Source organism: Subsaximicrobium wynnwilliamsii (assembly GCF_007997225.1).
Taxonomy (GTDB): domain Bacteria; phylum Bacteroidota; class Bacteroidia; order Flavobacteriales; family Flavobacteriaceae; genus Psychroserpens; species Psychroserpens wynnwilliamsii.
In genome coordinates, this window is sequence record NZ_VORM01000001.1 from 36,465 (window position 1) to 62,494 (window position 26,030).

At 41.4% G+C, this 26,030-nt stretch carries 28 protein-coding genes and 1 pseudogene; 4 read left to right on the forward strand and 25 right to left on the reverse strand.

Annotated features, from left to right (window positions below; genetic code table 11):
* Positions 1-112: 112 nt before the first annotated feature.
* From ESY88_RS00125 to ESY88_RS00135, 3 genes are all read right to left on the reverse strand, one after another.
* Positions 113-919 (reverse strand): glucosaminidase domain-containing protein, encoded by an 807-nt coding sequence (locus ESY88_RS00125; RefSeq protein WP_147084827.1) that lies wholly within the window; start codon positions 917-919, stop codon positions 113-115.
* Between the two features lie 8 nt (positions 920-927).
* Complete coding sequence (locus ESY88_RS00130; RefSeq protein WP_147084828.1) at positions 928-1,818, reverse strand: 1-aminocyclopropane-1-carboxylate deaminase/D-cysteine desulfhydrase; 891 nt, start codon at positions 1,816-1,818, stop codon at positions 928-930.
* A 103-nt stretch (positions 1,819-1,921) separates the two neighbouring features.
* A complete protein-coding gene (locus tag ESY88_RS00135; protein ID WP_223270667.1) occupies positions 1,922-2,224 on the reverse strand; it encodes a hypothetical protein in 303 nt (100 codons plus the stop codon).
* A 68-nt stretch (positions 2,225-2,292) separates the two neighbouring features.
* Here ESY88_RS00135 and ESY88_RS20780 point away from each other — a divergent pair, with 68 nt between their 5' ends.
* From ESY88_RS20780 to ESY88_RS00150, 4 genes are all read left to right on the forward strand, one after another.
* Positions 2,293-2,454, forward strand: coding sequence for a DUF5522 domain-containing protein (locus ESY88_RS20780; protein WP_189702473.1), 162 nt, complete (start codon positions 2,293-2,295; stop codon positions 2,452-2,454).
* Positions 2,454-4,502, forward strand: a complete 2,049-nt coding sequence (locus ESY88_RS00140; RefSeq protein WP_147084829.1) for a urocanate hydratase — start codon at positions 2,454-2,456, stop codon at positions 4,500-4,502. The genes ESY88_RS20780 and ESY88_RS00140 overlap by 1 nt, the downstream gene beginning before the upstream one ends.
* Before the next feature lie 24 nt (positions 4,503-4,526).
* Complete coding sequence (locus ESY88_RS00145) at positions 4,527-5,108, forward strand: DUF4136 domain-containing protein (protein WP_147084830.1); 582 nt, start codon at positions 4,527-4,529, stop codon at positions 5,106-5,108.
* 607 nt (positions 5,109-5,715) lie between these two features.
* Positions 5,716-7,392 (forward strand): SulP family inorganic anion transporter, encoded by a 1,677-nt coding sequence (locus tag ESY88_RS00150; RefSeq protein WP_147084831.1) that lies wholly within the window; start codon positions 5,716-5,718, stop codon positions 7,390-7,392.
* A 139-nt stretch (positions 7,393-7,531) separates the two neighbouring features.
* On the opposite strand, the gene ESY88_RS00155 is transcribed toward ESY88_RS00150, so the two are convergent.
* From ESY88_RS00155 to ESY88_RS00250, 22 genes and pseudogenes are all read right to left on the reverse strand, one after another.
* Positions 7,532-7,894: a hypothetical protein gene (locus ESY88_RS00155; RefSeq protein WP_147084832.1), complete on the reverse strand. Its 363-nt coding sequence runs from the start codon at positions 7,892-7,894 to the stop codon at positions 7,532-7,534.
* A 69-nt stretch (positions 7,895-7,963) separates the two neighbouring features.
* Positions 7,964-9,979: an alpha-ketoacid dehydrogenase subunit alpha/beta gene (locus tag ESY88_RS00160; RefSeq protein WP_147085059.1), complete on the reverse strand. Its 2,016-nt coding sequence runs from the start codon at positions 9,977-9,979 to the stop codon at positions 7,964-7,966.
* A 226-nt stretch (positions 9,980-10,205) separates the two neighbouring features.
* Positions 10,206-11,558: a dihydrolipoamide acetyltransferase family protein gene (locus tag ESY88_RS00165; RefSeq protein ID WP_147084833.1), complete on the reverse strand. Its 1,353-nt coding sequence runs from the start codon at positions 11,556-11,558 to the stop codon at positions 10,206-10,208.
* A 61-nt stretch (positions 11,559-11,619) separates the two neighbouring features.
* Positions 11,620-12,216: an acyltransferase gene (locus ESY88_RS00170; protein WP_147084834.1), complete on the reverse strand. Its 597-nt coding sequence runs from the start codon at positions 12,214-12,216 to the stop codon at positions 11,620-11,622.
* Between the two features lie 47 nt (positions 12,217-12,263).
* Complete coding sequence (locus ESY88_RS00175) at positions 12,264-12,635, reverse strand: four helix bundle protein (RefSeq protein WP_147084835.1); 372 nt, start codon at positions 12,633-12,635, stop codon at positions 12,264-12,266.
* A 59-nt stretch (positions 12,636-12,694) separates the two neighbouring features.
* Positions 12,695-13,447, reverse strand: a complete 753-nt coding sequence (locus ESY88_RS00180) for an enoyl-CoA hydratase/isomerase family protein (protein WP_147084836.1) — start codon at positions 13,445-13,447, stop codon at positions 12,695-12,697.
* Between the two features lie 40 nt (positions 13,448-13,487).
* On the reverse strand, positions 13,488-13,712 hold the full coding sequence (locus tag ESY88_RS00185) for a GIY-YIG nuclease family protein (protein WP_223270668.1): 225 nt from the start codon (positions 13,710-13,712) through the stop codon (positions 13,488-13,490).
* Positions 13,627-13,803, reverse strand: coding sequence for a GIY-YIG nuclease family protein (locus ESY88_RS21300; protein ID WP_223270669.1), 177 nt, complete (start codon positions 13,801-13,803; stop codon positions 13,627-13,629). Before ESY88_RS21300 ends, ESY88_RS00185 begins: the two co-directional genes overlap by 86 nt.
* 99 nt (positions 13,804-13,902) lie before the next feature.
* The gene (gene paaZ / locus ESY88_RS00190; protein ID WP_147084837.1) at positions 13,903-16,404 is read right to left on the reverse strand and encodes a phenylacetic acid degradation bifunctional protein PaaZ; all 2,502 of its coding nucleotides are present in this window, start codon (positions 16,402-16,404) and stop codon (positions 13,903-13,905) included.
* A gap of 160 nt (positions 16,405-16,564) precedes the next feature.
* Positions 16,565-16,897 carry a type II toxin-antitoxin system PemK/MazF family toxin gene (locus ESY88_RS00195; RefSeq protein WP_147084838.1) on the reverse strand — a complete coding sequence of 111 codons (333 nt, stop codon included), beginning with the start codon at positions 16,895-16,897 and terminating at the stop codon, positions 16,565-16,567.
* Complete coding sequence (locus tag ESY88_RS00200) at positions 16,894-17,139, reverse strand: ribbon-helix-helix domain-containing protein (protein ID WP_147084839.1); 246 nt, start codon at positions 17,137-17,139, stop codon at positions 16,894-16,896. Before ESY88_RS00200 ends, ESY88_RS00195 begins: the two co-directional genes overlap by 4 nt.
* 58 nt (positions 17,140-17,197) lie before the next feature.
* Positions 17,198-18,409: a 3-oxoadipyl-CoA thiolase gene (pcaF, locus tag ESY88_RS00205; protein ID WP_147084840.1), complete on the reverse strand. Its 1,212-nt coding sequence runs from the start codon at positions 18,407-18,409 to the stop codon at positions 17,198-17,200.
* Positions 18,410-18,853: 444 nt separating this feature from the next.
* Positions 18,854-19,714, reverse strand: a pseudogene (ypfJ, locus tag ESY88_RS00210) (KPN_02809 family neutral zinc metallopeptidase).
* Between the two features lie 43 nt (positions 19,715-19,757).
* Positions 19,758-20,168: a PaaI family thioesterase gene (locus ESY88_RS00215; protein ID WP_147084841.1), complete on the reverse strand. Its 411-nt coding sequence runs from the start codon at positions 20,166-20,168 to the stop codon at positions 19,758-19,760.
* A 20-nt stretch (positions 20,169-20,188) separates the two neighbouring features.
* Positions 20,189-20,569, reverse strand: coding sequence for a four helix bundle protein (locus ESY88_RS00220; RefSeq protein ID WP_147084842.1), 381 nt, complete (start codon positions 20,567-20,569; stop codon positions 20,189-20,191).
* Positions 20,570-20,617: 48 nt separating this feature from the next.
* Positions 20,618-21,790, reverse strand: a complete 1,173-nt coding sequence (locus ESY88_RS00225; protein ID WP_147084843.1) for a 3-hydroxyacyl-CoA dehydrogenase NAD-binding domain-containing protein — start codon at positions 21,788-21,790, stop codon at positions 20,618-20,620.
* Between the two features lie 141 nt (positions 21,791-21,931).
* Positions 21,932-22,306 (reverse strand): four helix bundle protein, encoded by a 375-nt coding sequence (locus ESY88_RS00230; protein WP_147084844.1) that lies wholly within the window; start codon positions 22,304-22,306, stop codon positions 21,932-21,934.
* Positions 22,307-22,435: 129 nt separating this feature from the next.
* Positions 22,436-22,588 (reverse strand): hypothetical protein, encoded by a 153-nt coding sequence (locus ESY88_RS20785; protein WP_189702474.1) that lies wholly within the window; start codon positions 22,586-22,588, stop codon positions 22,436-22,438.
* A gap of 118 nt (positions 22,589-22,706) precedes the next feature.
* Positions 22,707-23,489: an enoyl-CoA hydratase-related protein gene (locus ESY88_RS00235; protein WP_147084845.1), complete on the reverse strand. Its 783-nt coding sequence runs from the start codon at positions 23,487-23,489 to the stop codon at positions 22,707-22,709.
* A gap of 615 nt (positions 23,490-24,104) precedes the next feature.
* Positions 24,105-24,605, reverse strand: coding sequence for a 1,2-phenylacetyl-CoA epoxidase subunit PaaD (gene paaD, locus ESY88_RS00240; RefSeq protein WP_147084846.1), 501 nt, complete (start codon positions 24,603-24,605; stop codon positions 24,105-24,107).
* 266 nt (positions 24,606-24,871) lie between these two features.
* Positions 24,872-25,624, reverse strand: coding sequence for a 1,2-phenylacetyl-CoA epoxidase subunit PaaC (gene paaC / locus ESY88_RS00245; protein WP_147084847.1), 753 nt, complete (start codon positions 25,622-25,624; stop codon positions 24,872-24,874).
* A gap of 57 nt (positions 25,625-25,681) precedes the next feature.
* Positions 25,682-26,023: a four helix bundle protein gene (locus ESY88_RS00250; protein ID WP_147084848.1), complete on the reverse strand. Its 342-nt coding sequence runs from the start codon at positions 26,021-26,023 to the stop codon at positions 25,682-25,684.
* Between the last annotated feature and the right edge of the window lie 7 nt (positions 26,024-26,030).

Consider the following 26,030-nt stretch of genomic DNA (forward strand, 5'->3'; position numbering starts at 1 on the left):
CTGGCGATGAGCCCTCTTAAATCAAATTTGCAAATTGATATATTTGGTGTTTTTCATTTTCAATCCTGAAAGGGCTCCGCTCGAAGCAAACCTATCTAAAAAAACACAAGCTTTACTTTATGATCAAAATCTGACCTAAACTGATATCGTTATTTTTTAATTTATTGAGACGCTTAAGCAGTTCAACTGTGGTATTGTAACGTTTTGAAAGCCCATACAAAGTATCGCCTTTAACCACTTCATGACTAATATTAGAGGTGGCAATGACCTCTCGTTTTTGATCCAAAACCAAATCATCGTACTCATAAAGCTTATAGCGCTCTATCAAACTAATCAATTTCTCTGGATATTTTCTATCGGTTGCATAACCGGCAGCCCTCAAACCTTTTGCCCAACCCTCATAATCGTCTTGACGTAAATCGAATAATTTAGAGTAACGCCCGCGGGAAGTCAGAAAAATGGAATGGTCTTCAAAAGAGCTAATGGCATAATCGTATTTGCGAAAGCACTCTTGGTGCCTATCGTCGTCATGATAGATTTCTTTACCGGTCCATCCATGACACTTGATGCCAAAATGATTGTTGCCTTCCACAGATAAGCGCCCCTTACCAGAACCCGATTCCAAAATGCCCTGTGCTAAAGTAATACTGGCAGGAATTTTATACTTGCGCATCTCAATCATGGCAATGTCGCTAAAATTGCCAATGTATTCTTCAGTGGCATTTGCATAGACTTTTTTAGGAAGCTCGGGAACATTTGGTCTTACTTCAATCTCTTGTTCCACAGGTCTTTTTGAAGGCTCAATGACCACACGCTCGGTTTTGGGTTTCGAATTGCGTTTTTTGGTCACGATGCGTTTTTTAGAGCCACAGCTCAACACAAACAAACCTAATAATAAAAGTATAAGTAGTTTTTTCATCTCTATTTTTAAACGAGCAAAGACCTATTTTGTTGTTTCAATCTCATGTTCATCCCTTCGATACCTTGGAGTCCCCCTGTGTGAATCACTAATATTCTGGAGGTCTTACTAAAAAAGCCCTGCTGTATCATGTCATAAATTCCAAAAAGCATCTTTCCAGTGTAAATGGGATCTAAAGGCACATTGTATTTAAACTTGAAATCATTGATGAATTGAATCAACTCATCGCTCACTTTTCCGTAGCCACCAAAATGATGGCCGTCCATTAATTCCCAATGCTTTGAATGTGCAAATTTAGTGATTTCTTCTGTTAAAAAACCACCTTTCAAGGCAGGAAAACCAAGAACTTTTTGATGTGGCAACGCCGAATTGATGAGTCCTGAAATGGTGCCTCCCGTTCCCACAGAGCAGCATATAAAATCGAATTGGGCATCGGCCTCGGTTAAGATCTCCTCACAGCCTTTTATGGCCAGCGCATTGGTGCCTCCTTCTGGAATAAGATAGAACTGGCCATATTGAGATTTCAGCGCTTCCAAAAAGGAGTCTTCATTTTTTCTTCGGAAGTCACTTCGGCTCACAAACTTCAGTAGCATGCCGCAATCGGCTGCAAATTTAAGTGTAGGATTTGATGCCACTTCAGTAACCAACTCCTCGCCCCTTATGATACCAATGGTCTTGAATCCAAATTTTTTACCTGCAGCGGCCACCGCAGCAATATGGTTTGAAAATGCACCGCCAAAAGTAAGCAAGCTGTGCTGTTTCGTTTCCTGCGCCTTGAGAAGATTGTATTTTAACTTGCGGTATTTGTTGCCAGAAATGTAGGGATGGATCTTATATTCTGGTTTTATGGATAGCTGCTCGCTAATTCTAATATTTTTTTGATCCTTAAATTCCAACATTTTTTACTGTATCTTTTTATGGGACTAAAGCACAACACAAACCCGCTAGCAAAATTAACAATTAGGATTCAATTGGATAGCGTGTTTCTTAAATTCATCGGCTTCAGATAAACTTTATGAACCGCCAAAAGGGCCTAGATTTCAAATAATCAAGGTTCCCATCATTGGCATAAGCTTCCTTTTCAAATGAAATGCTTCTGTAAGCCTGGCTCCAATTCCGAAGAAAAAGCAATCGCAAAAAAAATTCCATCACGTAAATTATAAAAAAGGGAAGTATTAAGAGTTCCAACTGTTGTTGCAAGTGAATGCGTTCATGGTTCATAAATACGGCATCGCTTTTCAAATACTTATATTTGAGTACAATAAACGGACAGAGCGTTATGCCCAAATAACCTTTGGGCAGCATTGATTTAGAAACCACAACCTTCATATACACATCATAAAATTCCTTTCAATTTACGTTATCTTTGTGATATGAAGAAGATCATTCCTCTAGAAGACGGCGATTTTTATCTCACACCCGAGGGTTACCGTTGCTTTACCGAGCAGTACCACCTCAAACGCGGTTACTGTTGTGAAAGCGGTTGTAGACATTGCCCATACGGTTTCAATAAAAATAAATTTAAAACTGACTAATGCATACGTCCAGATTACATTTTAAAGATCAAGTACAAGAAGGCATCCCAACGCGGTTACCCGATGCGAGGCCCTATGATGACTCCATCAACCATGCGCCAATACGTAAAGCTATTTTAACTGCTGAAGAAAAGAAACTGGCGCTTCGTAATGCCCTGCGTTATTTCGAAAAACAGCAGCATGAAACCTTGTTGCCAGAATTTAAAGCAGAGTTGGATACCTACGGAAGGATTTACATGTATCGATTTCGCCCCGATTATAAAATGTATGCCAGACCCATTGAAGCGTATCCGGCTAAATCAAGACACGCCGCAGCCATCATGCTCATGATTCAAAACAATCTGGATCCTGAGGTGGCACAGCATCCGCATGAATTGATCACTTATGGTGGCAATGGTGCGGTATTTCAAAATTGGGGCCAGTATCGCTTGACCATGCAGTATTTATCTGAAATGAATGACGAACAAACCTTGGCCATGTATTCTGGTCATCCCATGGGATTGTTCCCTAGCCATAAAGATGCGCCTAGGGTGGTTGTGACCAACGGGATGATGATCCCAAATTACTCCAAGCCCGATGATTGGGAAAAATTCAATGCGCTTGGCGTTACCCAATACGGACAAATGACCGCTGGCAGTTATATGTATATTGGTCCGCAAGGGATCGTGCATGGCACCACCATTACGGTTTTGAATGCCTTTAGAAAATTAAATAAAAGCCCGAAAGGGCATCTCTTTGTGACCTCCGGTTTAGGTGGTATGTCTGGGGCGCAACCCAAGGCAGGAAGTATCGCCGGCTGCATTACCGTTTGCGCAGAAGTGAACCCTAAAATCACTCAAGTGCGCCTTGACCAGGGTTGGATCGATGAAAAAATCACCGACTTGAATGCACTTGTCACACGGGTTAAAAAAGCCAAAAACCACAAAGAAACGGTTTCACTGGCCTATTTGGGCAATATTGTAAACGTTTGGGAGAAATTTAGCGAGGCAAACCTACACATCGATATTGGGAGCGACCAGACCTCACTTCACAACCCTTGGGCTGGTGGTTATTATCCCGCAGCGCTCTCTTTTGAGGAAGCTAATATTATGATGGCTCAAGATCCTGAGCAGTTTAAAATTAAAGTTCAGGAAAGTTTGCGCCGTCAAGTGGCAGCGATTAACAAACATACCGCAAAAGGAACCTATTTTTTTGACTACGGAAACGCCTTTCTCTTGGAGGCATCCCGAGCTGGCGCAAGGGTTTATAAGGATTCGAACGAAAAATTTGTCGATAAAGACACGCTGGTTTCACTTGGAGAATCGACTGAGCACTGGGCATACCCTTCATACGTTCAAGACATCATGGGCCCAATGTGTTTTGATTATGGATTTGGCCCCTTCCGTTGGGTTTGCGCTTCAGGAAAACCGGAAGACCTTGCCAAAACCGATGCCATTGCCTGTGAGGTATTGGAAACGATCAAGAAGAATTCCCCTGAGGAAATCCAACAACAAATGACCGATAATATCCAATGGATCAAGGGCGCACAAGAGAACAAGCTGGTTGTTGGCTCCCAAGCGCGTATTTTATATGCCGATGCAGAAGGTCGCCTAAAAATTGCGGAAGCGTTCAATAATGCCATAAAAAATTCCGAAATTGGGATGGTCATATTGGGACGTGACCATCACGATGTATCTGGTACTGACTCACCCTATCGCGAAACCAGCAATATTTATGATGGATCACAGTTTACAGCAGATATGGCCATTCAAAATGTAATTGGCGATAGCTTTAGAGGCGCCACTTGGGTAAGCATTCACAACGGTGGCGGTGTAGGCTGGGGCGAAGTTATTAATGGTGGTTTCGGTATGGTTCTTGATGGGACTGATGATGCGGATCGACGCTTAAAATCCATGTTATTTTGGGACGTCAACAATGGCATTTCCAGACGCAGTTGGGCCAGAAATGAGCCTGCAGTTTTTGCCATAAAACGTGCGATGACCCGTGAACCACTTCTAAAAGTTACGCTACCAAACAGCGTCGACGAAAAATTACTGGACGCGTTATAACACACAAATAAAAAAGAAAAAGAAATGAAAAAGTTAATCAAATTCTTACCTGTGGTAATGATTGCAGCCGTTCTTACGTCCTGCAACTCGGTAAAGGTCGCTGCCGATTACGATAAACAAGTCGACTTCAATACCTACAAAACTTTCGCTTTTTTTAAGACCGGAATCGATAAAGCCGAAATCAGCGATTTAGATAAACGCCGCATCCTGCGCGCAATTGAGGCAGAGCTTTTTGCAAAAGGCCTTATAAAATCTGAAAACCCAGACATGTTAGTGAGCATTTTTACCAAATCCCAACAACGGGTTGATATTTACAATAACAACTGGGGCTGGGGCGGCTGGGGCTGGGGAGGCTTTGGCTGGGGAGGTTTTGGTCCTGGTTGGGGAGGTTTCGGTCCTGGTTTCGGCTGGAATAACCAGCCTCTAGTTTCCACAACTAACGAAGGCACCCTATTTATAGACTTTATCGATGCCAACAAGAAAGAACTCGTTTGGCAAGGTAGCGGCACTGGCTATCTTCCCTCTAAAATGGAAAAAAAAGATGAACGTATCAAAGAGTTTGTTTCTAAAATGATGGAAAAATATCCGCCGGGGATGAACAAGTAAGCCATTACAAATCAGTGTTGTGCAATAAAAAAAGGCTCTAGTTTAAAACAGGTATTATAATTGAGTACTACAATTTGCAGCAGCATATCGCCCTTTTGTCACGACATCTATCGGGAGGGGCAAGAACATGATGCCGAAAATTCAATTAATATGTCCTGACCCTAAAGGGAATAATTGAATTTTCTAGAATTGAGACAGCTCAAAATATCTGTATTTGAAATTATATTAAAGCATCAACGCTTGATTAAACTAGAGCCTGAAAAAATCAAGACCGCTCACTTCAACGCTGCGCAGTACACGGCGCTTTTAGAATCAAGACCAAAGACTTAATTTTAACGAGCTGATAATCAAATGTAATTTAAAAGTAAGATCGTCTGCTCTATCTCCATGGAACCATTTCGAAAAAGCAAGTTGGCATTTCAATAAACTCTTAGAAACACTCTGTTTGAAATGGGTTTTTAAAATCAAAAGCAATGCTAATCATGCACTACTGATTATAAATATAGCTTCAAAAGCACTGATCTTCAATCGACAGTGCTTTTTTTGTGTTCTTTTATGGGTTCATTTCTAAAAGCCTATCTTTGCCGCCTTTTAAAATCGATAACCAATGATATTAGGCCAAAAAACCCGAAAGAACTTTACCCAAAATCCAAAGAACGACATCCTTTCTGGATTAACCGTAGCACTTGCACTGGTGCCAGAGGCAGTGGCGTTTTCATTTGTGGCAGGTATTGACCCTCTCGTTGGGCTATATGGTGCCTTCATGGTGGGCATTGTGACCGCGCTCTTTGGCGGAAGACCTGGCATGATCTCTGGAGCCACAGGGGCGATGGCTGTTGTTATGGTGCACTTGATTCAAAAGGGAAACGATGTTGGTGTTGCCCTAGATACACCAATTGAGAACCTAGGCTTACAATGGCTTTTTATCACTTTATTGTTTGTTGGTGCCATCCAAATAATGGCTGGCGTTTTCAAACTGGGCAAATTTGTAAGGCTCATCCCACATCCCGTAATGATGGGGTTTGTGAATGGTCTGGCCATAGTGATTTTTCTTTCACAATTGGGTTTATTCCCCAATGCAGTGCCAAAGGATATTTCTTTTCTCAATGAGACTTCAGCTTGGTTTTCAGCACTGTTCTCAAATGCAGGTTTTTGGAAAATGATGGGCTTTATCGGGTTGACCATGGCGATCATGTATGGCTTACCAAAATTGACCAAGAAAATTCCTGCTGCCTTGATTGCCATAGTTGTGGTTGCCGGCATTACTATTTTGGGAGGCATTGAAATTAGCACCGTGGGCTCCTTTATAAAAGAAGGCGGAGGTACAGGACTGCAAGGTGGCTTACCAAGCTTTCAAGATCAAATTTTCGGACTCTTCGGAACATTGGCTGGACATTGGGACTTAATCATTTCCACAGCATTTATTCTAGCTGCTGTGGGCTTGATAGAATCATTGATGACCTTGAACCTCATCGATGAAATGACCGAGACTAGAGGTAATGGCAACCGTGAATGTGTGGCACAGGGTGGCGCCAATATGCTTAATGGTCTTTTTGGCGGTATGGGCGGTTGTGCCATGATTGGTCAATCTATCATTAACGTGGATTCTGGCGGACGTGGGCGCCTATCTGGAGCAGTGGCAGCAGTTGCTTTGTTGTGTTTTATACTTTTTGGAGCACCGTTGATTGAGCAAATTCCTATCGCAGCCTTGGTTGGTGTGATGTTTATGGTGGTAATAGGCACCTTTGCCTGGAGTAGTTTTAGAATCATTAAAAAAATTCCCATCTCTGATGCCATCGTCCTTGTTGCTGTTTCAGCCATAACGGTGTGGCAAGATTTAGCCATTGCAGTCATTGCCGGTGTCATCATATCGGCTTTGGTTTTCGCTTGGAAAAACGCGACCATGATTAGAGCTAGAAAACGCATTCAACCAGATGGCACCAAAACTTATGAAATCTGGGGGCCATTATTTTTTGGATCCATTCAAAACTTCAACAGTAAATTTGATATCAAGAACGATCCACAGAACGTGGAGATTGATTTTGTGGAATCCCGTGTAAGCGATCATTCTGCTTTAGAGGCCATTTTTAATTTAGTCAAGAAATATGAGGCGGAAGGCAAAACCATCAAGTTGAAACATTTGAGTGAAGACTGTAAATTACTCATGGCTAAAGCGAGTCCGAAATTTAAAGAGGTCATCGTAGAAGCCATTGATGATCCTAGATATCATTTGGCTGCAGACCCAGAAAAGTTCACCAAACCGCTTTCAGAGTATCCGCTTTAACCAATTATGGAGAATAGCGGCCCATGGCTTACAAAGCTTTGGGATGTTTGAAACCTGCCTACCAGAAGGCATAAAAAAAACGATTTGACACAAGTTTTAAACAAGTGACAAATCGTTTTTTAATAGACATCGTTTAAGTTTATAGCTTACTTTTTGTATAAAGTCCAAATTGATCTTCAGTTAAAATCCCCTTGAGCTGCTTGTCAATATACACTTGCATTTTTGCTTCCTTCTCAACTTTTTGTTTAGGATCTTCCAAAGTGGCAATTGCGCTGTATTTGCGCTGGTTATCATTAAACAAAGTAATGATGGCATCCTTTTGTTCTGCACTCACATCGGTACGTCTCGAGAACGTTTCAATGACTCTCATAGCTCTCATTTTGGGAGTGGCTTCAGAGCTGTACGCCTGATTTTGAACATTGGATGCCGCTTGGGCAAATGTGCTTTGACTTCCTAAAAATAAACAGACAGCAAAACTTAATAAGAGGAGTTGTTTTTTCATGATTTTATGTAATGGATTAATGGGTCAATATACAAAAATTGAAAATTTAATTAGATGATTCTGAAAAATTTAGTAATTCATCAAGGTTCTGATTTTAGCTTTTACTTTTTCTGTAGAAGGAATCATCGTTTCCTCTAAGACTGAATTTAAAGGAATCGCAGGCATGTTCTCACTCCCAATGGTCATTACGGGCGCATCTAAATACCTAAAGCATTCCTCTTGAATTTTCCCTGCCAAGGCTCTGGCAAAACTATTGTCTGAAGGCTCTTCAGTAACCACCAAACATTTACCGGTTTTTTTGACGGAAGCCATTATGGTCTTTTCATCTAAAGGAAACAAAGTCCTCAAATCAATAATTTCGATTTGTTTGCGCATATCCAACTCGCCGGAAGCATTATAAGCCCAATGCACGCCCATCCCGTAAGTCACGATGGTCATGGTTTCTACCTCTTCCTGCTTCCAGATTTCCTGTAACACCCATGCTTTTCCTAAGGGCAACACATAATCTTCCGCAGGTTCAATTGAGGTCGCACCTTTAGTTCCAGGCACTTTACTCCAATACAAGCCTTTGTGCTCCAAAATCACTACTGGATTCGGGTCGTAATACGCGGCTTTCATCAAGCCTTTTAAATCGGCGCCATTACTAGGATAGACAATTTTTATTCCGCGAATATTAGTGATGATGCTTTCTATGGAAGACGAATGGTAGGGCCCGCCGCTTCCGTAAGCACCAATAGGTACACGCAATATCATGCTTACTGGCCATTTTCCGTTGGAAAGGTAACAGCTTCGGCTTACTTCAGTAAACAATTGATTCAATCCCGGCCAAATATAATCGGCAAATTGCACCTCTACAATGGGTTTTAACCCAACGGCACTCATCCCAACCGTTGAACCCACAATAAAGGCTTCCATAATTGGGGTGTTGAACACCCGCTCATCGCCAAATTTTTGGGCCAAGGTCGCTGCCTCTCTAAACACGCCTCCCAATCGCCCGCCAACGTCTTGACCGTATAACAAACATTCAGGGTGCTTTTTCATCAATTCTTCAACTGCAAATAAGGCGCAATCGACCATCACGACTTTTTCCGCACCTTTTGGGGCGCGTTCGCCTTTTTCCTCTGTGATTGGTGTGGGTGCGAAATCGTGGGTGAATAAATCTTCGGGGGTTGGATCATCCTGTTTTTTAGACAGCATGAATGCTGTCTCTACCTTACGCTTCGCGTCGGTTTCTATTCTTTCTATTTCTTCGGAAGAAATGCCGTTATCCAACAACTGCTGTTTTAAAACCGGGTATGGGTCACGGGATTTTGCTTCTTCCAAATCATCGCGATACCATTCCATACGAACGCCAGATGTGTGATGATTCAATAAGGGCACCTTCGCATGCACCAAAAATGGGCGACGCTCCTCACGCATTGTTTTTATCACTTTTTCAATGGCCTCATAACTCTCTATAAAATTAGCACCATCGATGGTAATGGCTTCCAACCCGTGGAATCCTTTGGCATATTCAAAGGCGTTTTGGGCTCGGGTCTCTTCCGCATTTGCTGAAATATCCCAGTCATTATCCTGTATCAAATATAAGATTGGCAATTGCTTCAAGGCTGCCATTTGAAAAGCTTCAGCAATTTCGCCTTCGGTCACTGAGGCGTCGCCAAGGGAGCAGACGATAATCCCCCTAGCCCCCAAAGGGGGAACGTTGAATGGCGGTTTTTTTCCTTCGGAAAGGGTCTCTTTATATTTTAATCCCATCGCAGCGCCCGTAGCAGGAATGGCTTGCATGCCAGTAGCAGACGATTGATGCGGAATTTTAGGCTTGTCATCATCCCTTAAACTAGGGTGGGAATAATAGGTTCTTCCGGCAGAAAACGGGTCGTCTTTTTTTGCCAATAACTGCAACATCAAGTCATAAGGCGTACAACCGAAGGATAGTAACATCGCATCGTCCCGATAGTAGGGATACGCATAATCTTGAGGCAATAATTGCATGCCCAAAGCGGTTTGGATGGCTTCATGACCTCGTGAGGTGGCATGAACGTATTTGGAGACTTCCTTGAAATTTTCCTCGTACAAATCTGTCATTGCTTTTGCGGTGCAGAGGTTTGAAAATCCTTTTTTCAATATGTCTTTATTAAATCTGTTTGGTTTGTTTGCCACGAATACACGAATTTTTGAAACCCTTCTGTCCTGCGGACACCTTCCCTCAAAACGGAAGGAATTAAAGAGTAATGGTTATAATAAATAATTGCTCACTTGATTAAATCATATCTTTCTTTTCGAACCGACAAGGTTTTTAAAACCTTACAGGTTATATAGTTCTATCTGCATCAAATTGCTCAAAATAATCGGCGACCTTTCGCACGAAACTTCCGCCTAAAAACCCATCGACAACGCGGTGGTCAAAGGATAAGGATAAATACATCATGCTGCGAATCGCGATTTCGTCGCCTTTTTCGGTCTCGATGACTTCGGGGCGTTTTTTAATGATGCCCAAGGCTAAAATAGCGACTTCAGGTTGGTTGATGATTGGTGTACCCATCACACTTCCGAAGGTGCCCACGTTGGAGATGGTAAACGTACTTCCTTTCACATCGTCGCCAGTCAACTTATTTTCTCTGGCTTTGCCTGCCATTTCATTCACGTTTTCCGCCAAGGTTTTTAGGTCTTTTTGGTCGGCATTTTTTACGACCGGCACAATTAAATTGCCACTGGGTAATGCGGTTGCCATACCGATATTGATATCCTCTTTCACGATAATGTTAGCGCCATCTACCGAGGCATTTATATTCGGAAAATCCTTAATCGCTTTTGCCACCGCTTCCACAAATAGCGGCGTAAAAGTAAGTCGCTCGCCATATTTCTCTTGAAACGCTTTTTTGTTGGCATTCCGCCAGTTGACCATATTAGTCAAATCGGCTTCCACATAAGCAGTAACGTGAGGCGAGGTGTGGGTTGAATACACCATGTGGTCTGCAATCATCTGGCGCATGCGGTCCATTTTGATGATTTTCCCTTTGCCTTTATCGAAAGTCAGTTGCGGTATGCGATACGCAGTTGGGTCTTGTGGCGCCGCAAGTTGCGCAAATTTGTTGGGTCTGCCATCCTCGATATAATTGAACACATCGCTTTTTCGCAGTCGCCCATCATGACCCGTTGCAGGGATTCTTGCCAATTCCTCAAAACTAATGTGCTGTTCTTTGGCGATGGATTGAATGAGTGGTGAGAAGAAGGTGTTTGAATTCGAAATTGAAGTTGAAGTTGAAGTTGAACTTGAAGTTGAAGTTGAACTTGAAGATGACTTTGAAGATGACTTTGGTGTATCAATCTTTTCCTTTTCTTGATGAGATTCTTTCTCTTTGTTTGAAAAAGATTCTGATTTCGATTTCGATTTCCCCTCATCGGAAACTTCCAAAATAGCCAGTACCTCTCCCACGGGCACCACATCCTTAGCTTTATGAACAATTTCTTTTAAGGTTCCTGAAACTGGCGCAGGCACTTCGTTATCCACCTTATCGGTAGCAACCTCCAAAATGATATCGCCTTCTTCAAAGGTGTCGCCTTCGTTGACGAGCCAATTGATGATCGTGCCTTCAGTGATGCTCTCGCCCATTTTCGGCATCTTTAATTCTTGCGTATTTGGAATTCCCTTTTCTTTACTCATGTATTTTGTTTTCTCAGACCTAACAGGTTTTCAAAACCTGTGAGGTCTATTTTCAACGTTTCTATTTTTTCATAAAATCACGAAGCGTTTTATATACATCTTCCTGAAGTTTCCTGTTTTCTGGAACCGTTCTCAAAGGCTGCACTTCTCTTAAACTCTCGTGGCAATCGGTTGGCAATTGTTGATACAATTGCGTGCCCTTGGTTTTCCAAGCAATCATGTCATCACTCACTTGTTTAATCACTTTGGCGGGGTTCCCAACGACCAGGCTCCTCTTAGGGATTTTGGTTTCGGCCTTGACAAAAGACATCGCGCCTATGATACTTTCGTCGCCAATTTCGGCATCATCCATGATGACGGAATTCATCCCAATCAAGCAATTTCTGCCCAAGTTTGCACCATGAATTATTGCACCATGACCTACATGCGCGCTTTCTTTCAAGGTTATCGACTTCCCAGGAAACATGTGCACCGTACAATTTTCCTGCACGTTGACGCCATCTTCCAAAATAATCTGCCCCCAATCGCCACGTATCGCCGCTCCTGGACCGATGTAACAGTTTTTGCCAATAATCACATTTCCCGTTACCGCAGCGAGTGGATGCACGAAACTGGATTCGTGGATGACTGGGATGAAATCTTTAAATGAATAAATCATGTTCTAAGCTTTGAGTTGTGAGTTGTGAGCTATGAGTTTCAACATCTTCAAGATGTTAATTTCTTTCTTAATGAAGAAATCATCTTTCCGATTTCAGTAAGTAATTCTCGATTTGCTTCAAACTCTTCCATAGTAATATACTTTCTTAGATACGCTTTGGTATTCCAAGTGACACATTCGTGACTGCTATCCCACGCCATTTTCAAATATCTATTAAAGTTAGGATCAGTACTCGCTGAACCTTCAGAAATATTGGCTGGAATTGCGTCTGCTGCTCGGCTAAACTGGGAAGATAAGCGGAACATTTCATCTTTCGGAAAAGTCTTTACTAACTTGTCAATTTGCTCCCCAAATACAATTGCCTTTTGATAAACAATCAAATTTTCAAAACTAAAATGATACTTACTTTCGAATTGCATATAGTTTCATTCTAAATTATAAGGTTATCTACTCATGGCTAAAAGCTCATTACTCACAGCTATTTATACGTTTTCAACTTCTCCTTCGTAAAGGCACTTAATACCAATCTTCCGCTGGTTTCTGCGCGTTCGGCCAATAAATCGTCCCAATTATCAGTACCTGTCCAGAATACTTTTTTCATTTCTATCATGGCTTCAGGATTGTAAGTACATAAATGCTCGGCGGTTGCTTTTACGGCCTCATCCAAAGCTTCTGTGCTATCGTAAACCTGAGTGAACAACCCTTTTTGCTTCGCCCATTCTGGCTCATAAAAACTGTTGGCATCAATGGCGATTTGCGACATGGCGCTTAAGCCTATTTTGCGTTCGATGACTGGACCAACTACAAATGGGCCAATGCCCAAATTCAATTCACTTAACTTAATGGCTGAAAATTTAGTCGCCATGCAATAATCGGTTGAAGCTGCCAATCCAACACCTCCTCCAACAGTCTTGCCCTGGATGCGCCCAATGATAAATTTCGGACATTTACGCATCGCGTTAATGACGTTCGCAAAGCCTGAGAAAAACTCCTTTCCGGTCTCGGCGTCGTTGATGTTGATGAGTTCCTTAAAACTTGCACCAGCACAGAATGTCCTGTCGCCGCCACTTTTCAGGACGATGACTTTAATATCGTCATTCTCGCCTGCTTCGGTTATGGTTTTAGCCAATTTTGCCAATATATCTCCAGGTAAGGAATTGTGCGCTGGATGGAAAAATTCGATGTAGGCTACTTCACTTTCTATATTTTGTTTTACGTATGGTTTGGTCATGTTCTTTCTTTTGTCATTGCGCACTTGTTGCGCATTCGTATTAATCGTTATTCTTATTGTATTCTGAAAAACCCCAATTTGCGCTCAGGTCTTTCCATTCATGATTCATTTCTGTAATTATATTGATCTTCCATTGTCGTTTCCACTTTTTAATGGTTTTTTCTCTTCGAATGGCAACTCTAATATCTATGTGTTCTTCGAAGTAAACTAACTTTTTTATATTGTAATAACCCACGTGGGTCATGAGTAGCTGTTTTGTGTTCACTCATGCGTCTTTCAATATTGTTGGTTACCCCAACATAGAAAATATGATTTCTTTCATGGGTTAAAATGTAAGTGTAATATTTTTTCGACATTTCTCTGATATTTTAAGAAACCATGATTTGTGTATTCGTAATCAATCAAACGAATGCGCAATAAATGCGCATTGACTTATGAATGCTGCGCATTGACAATCATAATAGCCCAAATTGTTCAAAGTGGTGCGATAGGTGCTTTCTTTCAAGTAAATAAGATTCATAGCGATTCAATTCCCCAAAAACCAGATTTTTTAATTTGGCGTCGGGATTTTCTTTAAAAAACTCTAAATACTTTTCGCGTTGTGCCTTGAATTTATCTATAGCTGTTTGCAAATCGGGATACTTTAAATCCTCTAGTTTGTCTTTTTCCAACAGCGGGAAATTGGTGCCCTTCGGAAACTTCTCGTAATTATATAAGCTGTGATGCACTTTCTCCAAATACTTTTCGGGCGTCGCCACTTCAAAATCCTGAATCTCGCCGGAAGCAATCTTATAAGTGAATTCCAAATGCTCTATCATGTGCTGCGGCGTCATGATGCCCCATTTTGGTTTGGTGTCTTGGAAAAGATTATCAAGACATTCCTCTATTTTTTCCGAAGTCAACTCTACAAAAATTTCCTGTTTTTTCTGAACCATGGTCAATACGGTGGCAAAGGCAACTTTCTCGTCGGTAAGTGCATCAAAAACCTCAACGTACCATTTTACGATGCCGCTAGGGTGCTCGGCGGAAGCGACATCTCTGTCCACTTTTTGCTTGCAGGTCAATCTTACATAAACTGTATCGTTATGGTACAAGGGACGCAGAAATCGGCATTCTTCGAGACCATAATTGGCAGCGACAGGGCCTTTATTGGGATACACAAACAATCCTGCTGCTGCAGAAATAATAAAATAACCATGTGCCGTTCTATGTTCAAAAATACTTCCGTCGAGAGATGTGATATCGGTATGCGCATAAAAATGGTCCCACGTGAGATTCGCAAAATTGATGATATCGGTATCGGTAAAGGTTCGGTTATGTGTTTTTAGCGACATTCCAGGCTCAATATCTTCCCAATGGTATTTGAACGGATGCTGTTCAGCTTCCTTATATTTTGAATTTTGCTGATAAATACCAGTGATTTCGGTAATTGTGCTTGGCGAACCTTGAATGGCGGTGCGCTGCAAATAATGTTTTATACCTCTCATGCCACCCATTTCCTCGCCACCTCCAGCGCGCCCCGGACCTCCGTGCACCAAATAGGGCAATGGCGAACCATGACCTGTGCTTTCCTTGGCGCTTTCGCGGTTGAGTACTAAAATCCTTCCGTGGTGGCTGGCAGCATTAATCACATAATCTTTGGCGATTTTATCATCATTTGTAGCGATGGAAGACACTAAAGAGCCTTTCCCCATCTGTGCCAACTGAATGGCTTCGTCTAAATTTTTATAAGGCATAATCGTACTCACTGGACCAAAAGCCTCTCGCTCATGAATAATGCTATTCTGAAACGGATGGTCTGCCCTGAGTAAAATAGGACTAATAAACGCGCCTTTTTTGGCATCGGCACCTATGGTTTCAATCGTATCCAAATCCCCATAAACGATTTGAGCTTCCTTAGCCAAATCGGCAACCGAATCCCGAACCGCCTGCACTTGCTGTTGACTTACCAAAGACCCCATGCGCACTTCTTTCAATCTAGGGTCGCCAATGGTCACTTTATCCAAGGCTTTACCGAGTGAAATTTGTACGTCTTCAACCAAATGTTCCGGAACAATGACACGACGAATGGCCGTACATTTTTGTCCGCACTTTGAGGTCATTTCATTTCTAACTTCCTTGATAAACAAGTCGAATTCTGGTGTTCCTGGCACCGCATCTTCGCCTAAAACAGAAGCGTTCAATGAATCTGCTTCCATGGTAAAAGGCACCGATTCCTGAATCAATCGAGGGTGTGCCTTTAACAAACGTCCCGTTTTTGCAGAACCCGTAAAGGTTACGACATCTTGGGATTCAACGGTGTCCAAAATATTTTTAACCGTCCCGTTGATGATTTGCAGAGCTCCTTCAGGTAAAATCCCAGAAGCGATGATGCTTCGCGCAACAGCTTCTGCCAAATACGAAGAAGAAGGTGCCGGCAAGACCACTGCTGGTACGCCCGCCATCCAATTGACAGCGCATTTCTCCAACATGCCCCAAACTGGAAAATTGAAGGCATTGATATGAACCGCCACGCCTTTTTTAGGCACCATGATGTGGTGCGCCATAAAGCGTCCACCGCGGGATAAATCTATGGGTTCGCCTTCAACGTGATAGGCTTGATTGGGAAATAGTTTTCTTAGGGAAGCATTGGCGAATAAGTTACCGAAGCCCCCTTCAATATCAACCCAGCTGTCTTTGCGCGTGGCGCCTGTTCTATAGCTTAATTCGTAGAATTCTTCCTTGCGCTTGGTTAAATAAAAAGCCAGGCTTTTGAGCATATTACCACGCTCCTGAAAGGTCATTTTACGAAGTTTCTCGCCACCTTTTGTTCTTCCGTAGTTAAGGATTTCTGGGATATCAAGACCTTCAATGGCGATACTAGTGAACGCTTCGCCCGTGATGGCATCGTGTATTGGTGTGCCTTCTTCAGTTCCTGTGGTCCAGTTGCCTTGTATGTAGTGTTGTATTTTATTCATTACTATCCTTATTCCTTTCCTAAGAAAGGTAATTTGTTTATTCTTCTATTATGATCTATATAAAACCCTTATATTAAACGAACACTAAGAGCTCTATTTCATTATTTCTGTAAACCCTCAAACTGCAGGATTTAAAATCTTGCATGCATGACTCATGAACTTAAAAAACCATTAAATCATTTATCGTTACAAAAACGGCATCCATTTCCTTTGAAGAAATTGAACCAATCTTTTTTTTAAATCGTTCTTTGGAGATTGACCTCAAATGGAATATCATGATTTCTGATTTCAGTTTTAATCCGTTCTCAGCGTCTGGCTCAAGTATAGGATTTCCTTCAAACTTATGTATCGATGAGGACAAGGGACAAACCCACACCACATCCAAGTTTTTATTTAAGTTGTTTCCGCTAACAATTACCGCTGGTCTATTCCCTGCCTGCTCACTTCCTTGAACAGGGTCAAAATAGACGTTCCAAATTTCTCTTTGCCTCATTCTGTATCATGTTTCTGAAGCATTTCGAAATAATCTGCCATGCCTTCTTCCGCCATTGCCATGACATCCTTATCCTCTGAAGCGCGTCGAAAAGATTTCGCATATCGCGCTTTTTTCAATTCCTGTAAATACATGGTTAAGGCTTTCTCAATAAGCTTGTTTTTCGGAATATGAAGGTTTTTGGCTTCGTTGGCCAATTTTTCCAAAAGGTCGTCTGGTAAAGAAGATGTGAATGTTGCCATTTTATATTTATATTTTGTAAATATAATTCATATTTACAAATCGGAAAAATGCAAGATGTTAAAAATTAGCGTTTTCAATCACGCAGGCATAGCCTTGCCCAACACCAATACACATGGTAACCAAAGCATATCGTTTGTTTTGCTCCTTCAATTCAATAGCTGCAGAATAGGTAAGTCGAGCACCTGTGACACCTAGCGGATGCCCAATTGCAATGGAGCCGCCATTGGGATTCAATCTTGGGTCGTCATCGGCAATGCCCCAAGCTCTGGTGCATGCCAAAGCTTGGGCAGCGAAGGCTTCATTCAATTCAATAACGTCCATATCGGCCATGGTCAAGCCTGCTTTTTTCAAGGCTTTATTTGAAGCTTCCACCGGTCCAATGCCCATAACTCGAGGTTCAACGCCCACTACTGCAGAGCTTACAATCCTTGCTAAAGGCGTAAGATTATATTTTTTTATAGCGGCTTCGGAAGCAATAATCGTTGCCGCCGCACCATCGTTTAACCCCGAGGAATTTCCAGCAGTAACGCTCCCGTTTTCCTTTTTGAACGCCGGGCGCAATTTCCCTAAAATTTCTAGGGATGTTTTTGGTTTGACAAATTCATCTTTAGAAAATTGTATCGGGTCCTTTTTGCGCTGCGGAATTTCGACCGTCATGATTTCTTTGGCCAATCTTCCGTTTTCTTGTGCTTTTGTAGCCTTCATCTGGCTCCAATAAGCAAATTTATCTTGGTCTTCACGTGAGATTTTGTACTTCTCGACTAGATTTTCAGCAGTGGTTCCCATACCGTCGGTACCGTACATTTTTTCCATTTTCGGGTTGATAAAACGCCATCCGAAGGTAGAGTCGTACATCTTGGAATCGCCACCAAACCCTGTGGACGGTTTAGACATCACGTAGGGACCGCGGGTCATATTCTCAACCCCGCCAGAAATAAACACGTCGCCATCGCCGGCCTTTATAGCTCGGTTGGCATGAATCATGGCCGATAAGCCAGAACTGCACAACCGGTTCACTGTTTCTCCAGGCACCGTAAACGGCAATCCTGCTAAAAGCGAGGCCATTCTTGCCACATTTCGATTGTCTTCGCCAGCCTGATTGGCACAGCCCATAATGACATCGTCATAGGCCTCTGGTGGAATGTTTGGGTTTCGTTTTACGATTTCGGCAATGACCAAGGCTGCTAAATCGTCTGTTCGCACTGTCGATAATGTGCCTTTGTAGTTTCCTATTGGTGTTCTAATTCCGTCTATGATGTATGCTTCCATTGTTAATTGTGAATATCGAATTTTGATTACTGAATATCGAAGTAAAAAACCCCAAATCTCAAAATTCATTATTTAAGTTTAAATTTTATAGTTACCGCTAAGCCGATTTGTTACTCGTCATGCTTCGGTTATGCATTGGATATTGTTAATTATGAATATCGAATTTTGATTACTGAATATCGAAGTAAAAAAACTCCGAAATCTCAAATTTCATTAGTTTGGTTTAAATTTTATAGTTATCGCTAAGCCGATTTACTAATCATTATGCTTCGGTTCAGCATTGGATATTGTTAATTATGAATATCGAATTTTGATTACTGAATATCGAAGTAAAAAAAAACTCCGAAATCTTAAAATTCATGCTTTGATCTCAAACTCGTTGGTTATCAAGACGCCACTTCATTATTCATCATTCTTCAGTTCAATATTCGTTATTCTATTCGTCTAATTTAAAAGCGCTGAAAACGTATCGCCTTGTCTAATATCTCCAGTGTTATAGCCTTTCATAAACCATTGCATCCGTTGCTCGGAAGTACCGTGGGTAAAGCTATCTGGAGACACACTACCTCGTGTTCTTTTTTGAATGGCATCGTCGCCCACAGCATTGGCAGCACTCATGGCTTCTTCGATGTCGCCAGCTTCAAGGTATTGCTTGTTTCGATTTGCCCTAACGCCTGCGTAGAAATCGGCCTGAAGCTCTTGTGCCACCGAAAGTTCATTTGCCTCAGTCTCATTGGTTTGCTATTGTAATTGCCTTACTTTTTTGGAAGTGCCCATTAAGGTTTGGATGTGGTGCCCAATTTCATGGGCAGTGACGTAAGCAATGGCAAAATCGCCACCCTTGGCACCAAAACGGGTTTTCAATTCATCAAAGAAAGCCAAATCCATGTACAGTTTTTGGTCTGCCGGACAATAAAACGGGCCGGAGGCCGAACTGGCGTTTCCACAACCTGTGCTTACCGCATCTATAAATAATACCATATTCGGTTTTTGATAGGTTCCTAAATTATTTTCGCTGAAAATATCCGTCCAAGTATCTTCAGTATAGGCCAGAATAGTCGCCATAAAATCGCCCATTTCCTGTTCTTCGCTTGTCAGCTCTCTTTGCTCTACTTGCTGTGTGGATTGACCGCTACCCAACTGTTCGACGATGGGTGCCAATTGCTGACCTGTTTCGCCGCCAAAGAGCTGCAATGCGATTACTATAATCGCAATAACGCCGCCACCGGCAACGAGCTTGCCTTTGCCGCCCATCCCACGACGGTCTTCCACATTACCGCTTTTTCTATTACCCTGCCATTTCATTTTTTTAGTGTTTTGGTTAAACGCTTATAAAAGTAATAATTTTTTATTCCCATTCTTTATTAGTTCTGTAAACAATCCCTTTAAAAAGCGCAACTAATTCATTGTCTCGTTTAACCTCAACGATGTTAAATCCCAATTTATTTTTCACTTTTTCGATTACCGATTCCGCCACCAAATAATCGCCTTCTTCCAAAGCTTCAATATGGTTGATACTGGTTTCAATAGACACCGCATATTTTCCGTGGGAGTTGGCTGCAAAGCCACAAGCGGTATCTGCCAAAGCATAACTTATCCCGCCGTGTGCTTTGCCCATACTATTGAGCATGTCCTTTCTAATGGTCATCCCAACCTTACAGCGCCCGATTTCAGATTCCAGGATTTGGATGCCGAGCCAGGAGCTGAAGGCATCTTGACTTAGCATTTTATGGGATATGTTACTTTCGTTGATTGGCATTAGGGATTTGGGATTAGGGATTAGTTATGCTGATTCCTTTCTAGAATTTTTCTCATCAATGAAGACATCATCTTTGTCAGTTCTGACAACATCTTTCGATTCTCTTCATCTGTTTCAAATTCAAAATAGGAACGCCGTTTCGCTTTAGTGCTGCAACTAACGCATTCATTTGCGCTATAAATAGCATGATTCAAATGTTTAACGAATTGTGCATCAGAACCTGGATAACCCTCGGCTATATTTAATGCAATTGAGTCGGAAGCTCTTCTAAATTGAGAAGACAATGCATACAATTCATGATTTGGGAATTTTTTTACCAATGCATCCACTGTTTCTCCAAAATCCATTGCTTTTTGATAGACCTGTAAATCTTCAAACTTAAAATGATAATTACTTTTCATATACTCACATTTACTAATTCCTAATTCCTAATCCCTAATGCCTAGTCCTTAAATCTCAAACCCCACACCTTCTTTTAGTTTTTTCCGCAACAAAGGGCTGCATCGGTATCGGTCTTCGCGATAGGTGTTGTAGAGTTCGTCCATGTGGTCAACGCACCAAGCGATGCCTTTTTCGTTAGCCCAAGCCAATAGGCCTTTTGGATAATTGACGCCTTTGGTCATGGCGTTATCGATGTCTTCCGCGGAAGCGATATTTAGAAACAAAGCATCTGCTGCTTCGTTGATGAGCATGACGAGAACGCGGTTGAAGATTTGCTCCTGCAATTTGGTATCATGAGATTCCTTCGTTGCGCTCGGAATGACAGCCTTACCGTTTGAATCATAGTCGTAAAATCCTTTTCCAGATTTTCTGCCGAGGTAGCCAGCTTCTGCAAAGCGCTTTTGGGTAAGTGAGGGCTTGTACCTTGGGTCGAAATAAAAGGCGGTAAATACGGTTTCGGTTACGGTGTAATTGACGTCGTTGCCAATGAAATCCATAAGCTCGAAAGGCCCCATTTTGAAACCTCCCAGTTTTTTCATGGCTGCATCTATGCTCGCAAAATCTGCAATGCCTTCTTCATAAATCCGTAAGGCTTCGCCGTAAAATGGTCTTGCCACACGGTTGACGATAAAGCCGGGCGTGTCTTTGGCGATGGCGACGGTTTTTTTCCAGTCGGAAATGGTTTTTACTGCAGTTTCCAATACCGCTTTAGACGTCTGAATGGCAGGAATCACTTCTACCAACCTCATCAAAGGTGCTGGGTTGAAAAAGTGAATCCCGATACATCGCTCGGGTTTTTTGAGGGATGCTGCGATGGATGCAATTGACAAGCTTGAGGTATTTGAAGCGATGATGCAATCTTCGGAAACGTAGGTTTCCAATTCTGAAAAAACGCTCTTCTTGATGTCTAGATTTTCGACAATGGCCTCAATGGTCAAATCGGAATCTGATAAATCCTTTAACTGCGACACGTAAGTTATGTTATTCTGAATGCGCTGTTTTTCTTCGGAATCGATGCGTCCTTTTTCAATCAACCGCGCCAATATTTTTTCGAGGGAAGCTTTTGCTTTATCGAGAGCCGCCTGATTGGTGTCGAATAATTTGACATTGCACCCTGCTGTGGCTGCGACTTGCGCTATGCCGGAACCCATTGTTCCGCTTCCTATAATTCCTATGTTCATAATTCTAAAATATAAATATCGAATATCCAATTTGGAATGTTGAATTTCGAAGTTTTTCAATCTTGCTTCTATTTGAAGGTGGTGCTCACATCAGCATTTATTTAAGTCTTAAGTTTTCAATTAAGTGCTTTACCTTACTTTTTATTTTTGGATATTATTCTTACTCTGTGCCGTACGAATACTGGAAACGAAAATGGCAATCAATTCATTATTCTCCGATAGCAACTTATCTAAGCGCTCTATATCCTTAATTAAATTTGCGCCTTTCTGAATCTTTAAGTTGACTAAGGACTCTCTCAATTCCTTTAAGCAAATCTTCATTTTATGAAGAAAATCCCTTGAAGATTCTGCACCTTGCGCTTCGCCATAATTTAAGGCTGAAGCTGTGGCAGAACGAATCAATTGTTTTGCCAAATGCTGAGAGGCGAAATTTCCATCGATTTTTCCACAGATTAATATAACCTCCACAGCAAACTGAATTAAGCGTTCCTCTAAATCGTATTTATAGTTTGCCATTTTAAACTTCTTTTTTGGTTATTCGTTATCAACGTAAGTCGTTGACACCAAAACTTTTCGTTATTCAAATCGTTTTTTTACTTCTTTATTCGTTATTCAACAGTTCATTATTCAGTATTCATCTGTTCATTATTCGATATTCTTTGCAGCTGTGGCTGAACGAATCAATTGCTTTGCCAAATGCTGAGAGGCAAAATTTCCATCGATTTTTCCACAGATTAATATAACCTCCACAGCAAACTGAATTAAGCGTTCCTCTAAATCGTATTTATGGTTTGCCATTTTAAACTTCTTTTTTGGTTATTCGTTATCAAAATAAGTCGTTAACACCAAAACTTTTCGTTATTCAAATCCTTTTTTTACTTCTTTATTCGTTATTCAACAGTTCATTATTCGATATTCATCTCCCTTTAAACTCTGGTTTTCGCTTTTCCATAAACGCTGCGACGCCTTCTGCATAATCTTCAGTACTTGCTGCTTCGATTTGTAATTTGCTTTCTAATGCCAATTGGGCTTCTAAATCGTTGGTCATGGATTGGTTGTACAATTCTTTGATGAGACCCAAAGCCTTAGTCGGCATATTGGCTAATTTTAAGGCCAAGGCATTGATGGTTGTTTCAAATTCTTCCGTAGGCACACACTTATAAATCATTCCCATTTTTTCAGCTTCTTCCGCAGAAATCTTATCGCCCAACAGCGCTAATGCCAAGGCTTTTTGAAAACCGATAAGTCTTGGTAAAAAGAACGTCCCAGCACTGTCTGGAACCAATCCAATTAAACTGAAGGCTTGAATGAAGCTCACTTTGTCATGCGCTACCACAATATCACAGGCCAAGGCGATATTCGCACCGGCTCCTGCCGCCACGCCATTTACGGCTGCAATGATTGGTTTTTTAATGGCGCGGATTCTTGTGATTATCGGATTGTAATGCTCTTCCAGAATTTTTTTGAAGCCGGGATTCAAATCTGGGTTGGTCACTTCCTTTAAATCTTGGCCTGCGCAAAATGCTTTTCCGTTTCCGGTTAGCACAATGGCTCTTACCGCTGCGTTTTTTTCGCACTCATCTAATGTGTCCTGTAGCAGAAAAGCCATTTCCCGATTAAAACTGTTGAAGACTTCGGGACGGTTTAGCCTTATGGTTGCTACTTTGTTTTCTATTTTTACTTCTATTGAATTACTCATATATATTAATTTTTGGTTATAGGTTAAATCTATTGGGTAACCAATATCTTTTTCATTTTTTCCTTGATGAAAAAACGAAACAAAAAAATCAAGACTTGAGATACTTTTACTAAAAATTTCTTTCGCTTCGGCGCAAAAATAAAGTTTGCGTAGTTCAAGATTTATTTTGTAAGTATCAAGTTTTTATTTATATGATTTTTAAATGCGACGATTTTTGCTTAATCCTTCGCTTCAATTCATTTTTTACGTAAAATCCTCTTATGTCGAACTTAAACCTAATCAAAGAACACGATGTTATCATACCTACAATAAACCATATCGAGCTTTATTTTTATCCTATACGCAAAGGTTTTTAAATCCTGTGAGGCCTTTTGCGTTAAGGATTGCAGCGGCATCCTTTTTTGTTTTTCTCAAAAAAGATATAGCGGAAAGCCTGACCCTTTTTTTCCTTCAAAAAAGGGTAACGCCCTTAAGAATCTTTTTTCTATCTTGAGTTTTAAAACGCTCTATACCCGCTCTTGGTTTTTTCTTACTCGTAAAATTGGTTTGCTTTGGCCATTGACTTTTCTTTGTTTCTGTTATACTTGGCTGGAGATTCCTGCCTGCGCAGGACTATTACTTCAAGCATTTAAAATAATCAAAAGGCTCTTGGCAATCATCACATTGAAACTGTGCTTTACAGGCTGTTGAACCAAACTGACTCACTAATCGTGTGTTTTGAGAACCACAATTGGTGCATTTCACAATCCGTTTCCCGTTGAGCAAGACGTCAATATCGGCCTCGGCACCTAAGGGCGCCGCGATACCATAGTCTTCAAGAGCTTTTCTGCCACGAGGGGTAATCCAATCTGTGGTCCAGGCGGGATGAAGAATGAGCTCCACTTCAGCTTCATAACCTGCGTCTTCTAAAGCCGTTTTGATATCGTCGCCAATAACATCCATGGCAGGACAACCGCTATAGGTTGGTGTGATTTCAACTTTAACCTTGTTATTCTTAATGACCGCAGAGCGAACGACCCCCATATCCATAATGGACAGGACAGGGATTTCTGGGTCGGAAACGGCTTCCAGAATCTCTATTAGTTTTTTGTCTATATTTTGTTCTGTTGTGGTCATAATTAATAGGGAATGTCGAACTCTGAATATCGAATCATGAAGTTTTTAATTTCAAGTTCTGCATGTTTATTTAATTTATCTGCCTGAGAAATAGGTGCCGAATGAGAAGTTATAGGGCTGTTTCACTTCGGAATTCGTTATCTTAAATTCATCACTCAAAGCTCTATTTGGTTTCCCCCAAGGGGAAGAACTCTCACTCGATTGTACTATGTTTTCTTTTTTACTACTAATCAAACTTCCTCCCTTTGGGAGGATTGAGGTGGGCATTACCAATCCATATTTGGATAGGCGCGTTGCATGTACTGTAGCTCACTCAACAAAAAGCCTAAATGCTCTGTGTGGATGCCTTCTTTGCCGCCTTTTTGGAAGTATTTGGATTCTGGGATTTCCAATGTGGCTTGCTCTAAAATAGTGCTGACTTTTTCGTAATAGTCCTTTTTCAATTTTGTCACATCAACACCAATGCCTTCCTCAACCATGGCCTTATCTGCTTCGGTTTGATGGAACAATTCATCGGTATAGGTCCATAAATCGTTGATGGCTTGTTGCATTTTGGAATGACTTTCTTCAGTGCCATCGCCTAAGCGCTTGACCCAATCTGAAGAAAACCGCTGGTGGTAACGCACTTCCTTAATCGATTTTTTGGCGATGGCCGAAAGCGTTAAATCCTTGCTTTTTTCCAATTCGGTTAAAAACAATAAATGATAGACATCGAATAAAAATTGCCGACCAATGGTGTAGGCGAAATCGGTATTGGGTTGCTCTGCCAACAGCACATTGAGATAATCCCGCTCTTTCCGGAGCATGGCAATATCATCTTCGGTACGCCCATCATTTGCGATTTTTGCTGCATATTGAAAATAGCCGCGCACCTGTCCAAACAAATCCAAGGAAATATTGGTACAGGCGATATCGGTTTCCAAATTGGGACCATGACCGCAGAGTTCGCCCATGCGCTGGCCGAGGATTAGGGAGTTGTCGGCGATGCCGAGGATGTAGTTGTATAGATTTGTGTTCATATTATGAATTTGAAATTGAAGTTGAAATCGAAGATGAAGATGAAGATGAAGACGACTTTAGTATCGTTTCAAAATCGTGACTATAATTCTTATCAACTCATCGTTTTCTTTATTTAAACTTTCTAAATCTTCTTTTTTATAAATAAGCGCTTTTGTTTGAATATTTATATTTCTAATACTCTCTCTAAGTTCCTTGAGGACAATGCGAAGCTTATTTGCTTTATCTTTATCACTTGCTGCGCCTAAAAATTCTCCAAAATTAAGAGCCGCTGAACAAGAGGAACGAATCAACTGTTTAGCCAAATAATCTGCCGCAAAGGTTTTTGGATTATTCGAATAAAAACGAATTATCGATGCCGCAAAGTCTTCTAATCTATCATCTAAATCAAATTGCTTCATGATATGC

Excerpts from the sequence above, each read along its gene's own strand:
- ESY88_RS00145 (WP_147084830.1), top strand. The coding sequence starts at position 4,527 with ATGAAAAAGTTAATCAAATTCTTACCTGTGGTAATGATTGCAGCCGTT.
- paaC (WP_147084847.1), bottom strand. The coding sequence starts at position 25,624 with ATGAACACAAATCTATACAACTACATCCTCGGCATCGCCGACAACTCC.
- ESY88_RS00215 (WP_147084841.1), bottom strand. The coding sequence starts at position 20,168 with ATGCCAATCAACGAAAGTAACATATCCCATAAAATGCTAAGTCAAGAT.
- ESY88_RS21300 (WP_223270669.1), bottom strand. The coding sequence starts at position 13,803 with ATGTCGAAAAAATATTACACTTACATTTTAACCCATGAAAGAAATCAT.
- ESY88_RS00160 (WP_147085059.1), bottom strand. The coding sequence starts at position 9,979 with ATGACAGATTTGTACGAGGAAAATTTCAAGGAAGTCTCCAAATACGTT.
- ESY88_RS00235 (WP_147084845.1), bottom strand. The coding sequence starts at position 23,489 with ATGAGTAATTCAATAGAAGTAAAAATAGAAAACAAAGTAGCAACCATA.
- paaZ (WP_147084837.1), bottom strand. The coding sequence starts at position 16,404 with ATGAATAAAATACAACACTACATACAAGGCAACTGGACCACAGGAACT.
- ESY88_RS00135 (WP_223270667.1), bottom strand. The coding sequence starts at position 2,224 with ATGCTGCCCAAAGGTTATTTGGGCATAACGCTCTGTCCGTTTATTGTA.
- ESY88_RS00250 (WP_147084848.1), bottom strand. The coding sequence starts at position 26,023 with ATGAAGCAATTTGATTTAGATGATAGATTAGAAGACTTTGCGGCATCG.
- ESY88_RS00165 (WP_147084833.1), bottom strand. The coding sequence starts at position 11,558 with ATGAGTAAAGAAAAGGGAATTCCAAATACGCAAGAATTAAAGATGCCG.
- ESY88_RS00155 (WP_147084832.1), bottom strand. The coding sequence starts at position 7,894 with ATGAAAAAACAACTCCTCTTATTAAGTTTTGCTGTCTGTTTATTTTTA.
- ESY88_RS00150 (WP_147084831.1), top strand. The coding sequence starts at position 5,716 with ATGATATTAGGCCAAAAAACCCGAAAGAACTTTACCCAAAATCCAAAG.
- ESY88_RS00175 (WP_147084835.1), bottom strand. The coding sequence starts at position 12,635 with ATGCAATTCGAAAGTAAGTATCATTTTAGTTTTGAAAATTTGATTGTT.
- ESY88_RS00230 (WP_147084844.1), bottom strand. The coding sequence starts at position 22,306 with ATGGCAAACTATAAATACGATTTAGAGGAACGCTTAATTCAGTTTGCT.
- ESY88_RS00180 (WP_147084836.1), bottom strand. The coding sequence starts at position 13,447 with ATGACCAAACCATACGTAAAACAAAATATAGAAAGTGAAGTAGCCTAC.
- ESY88_RS00225 (WP_147084843.1), bottom strand. The coding sequence starts at position 21,790 with ATGAACATAGGAATTATAGGAAGCGGAACAATGGGTTCCGGCATAGCG.
- ESY88_RS00170 (WP_147084834.1), bottom strand. The coding sequence starts at position 12,216 with ATGATTTATTCATTTAAAGATTTCATCCCAGTCATCCACGAATCCAGT.
- ESY88_RS00220 (WP_147084842.1), bottom strand. The coding sequence starts at position 20,569 with ATGAAAAGTAATTATCATTTTAAGTTTGAAGATTTACAGGTCTATCAA.
- ESY88_RS00125 (WP_147084827.1), bottom strand. The coding sequence starts at position 919 with ATGAAAAAACTACTTATACTTTTATTATTAGGTTTGTTTGTGTTGAGC.
- ESY88_RS00195 (WP_147084838.1), bottom strand. The coding sequence starts at position 16,897 with ATGAGGCAAAGAGAAATTTGGAACGTCTATTTTGACCCTGTTCAAGGA.
- ESY88_RS00130 (WP_147084828.1), bottom strand. The coding sequence starts at position 1,818 with ATGTTGGAATTTAAGGATCAAAAAAATATTAGAATTAGCGAGCAGCTA.
- pcaF (WP_147084840.1), bottom strand. The coding sequence starts at position 18,409 with ATGGAAGCATACATCATAGACGGAATTAGAACACCAATAGGAAACTAC.
- paaD (WP_147084846.1), bottom strand. The coding sequence starts at position 24,605 with ATGACCACAACAGAACAAAATATAGACAAAAAACTAATAGAGATTCTG.
- ESY88_RS20780 (WP_189702473.1), top strand. The coding sequence starts at position 2,293 with ATGAAGAAGATCATTCCTCTAGAAGACGGCGATTTTTATCTCACACCC.
- ESY88_RS00140 (WP_147084829.1), top strand. The coding sequence starts at position 2,454 with ATGCATACGTCCAGATTACATTTTAAAGATCAAGTACAAGAAGGCATC.
- ESY88_RS00200 (WP_147084839.1), bottom strand. The coding sequence starts at position 17,139 with ATGGCAACATTCACATCTTCTTTACCAGACGACCTTTTGGAAAAATTG.
- ESY88_RS20785 (WP_189702474.1), bottom strand. The coding sequence starts at position 22,588 with ATGGCAAACCATAAATACGATTTAGAGGAACGCTTAATTCAGTTTGCT.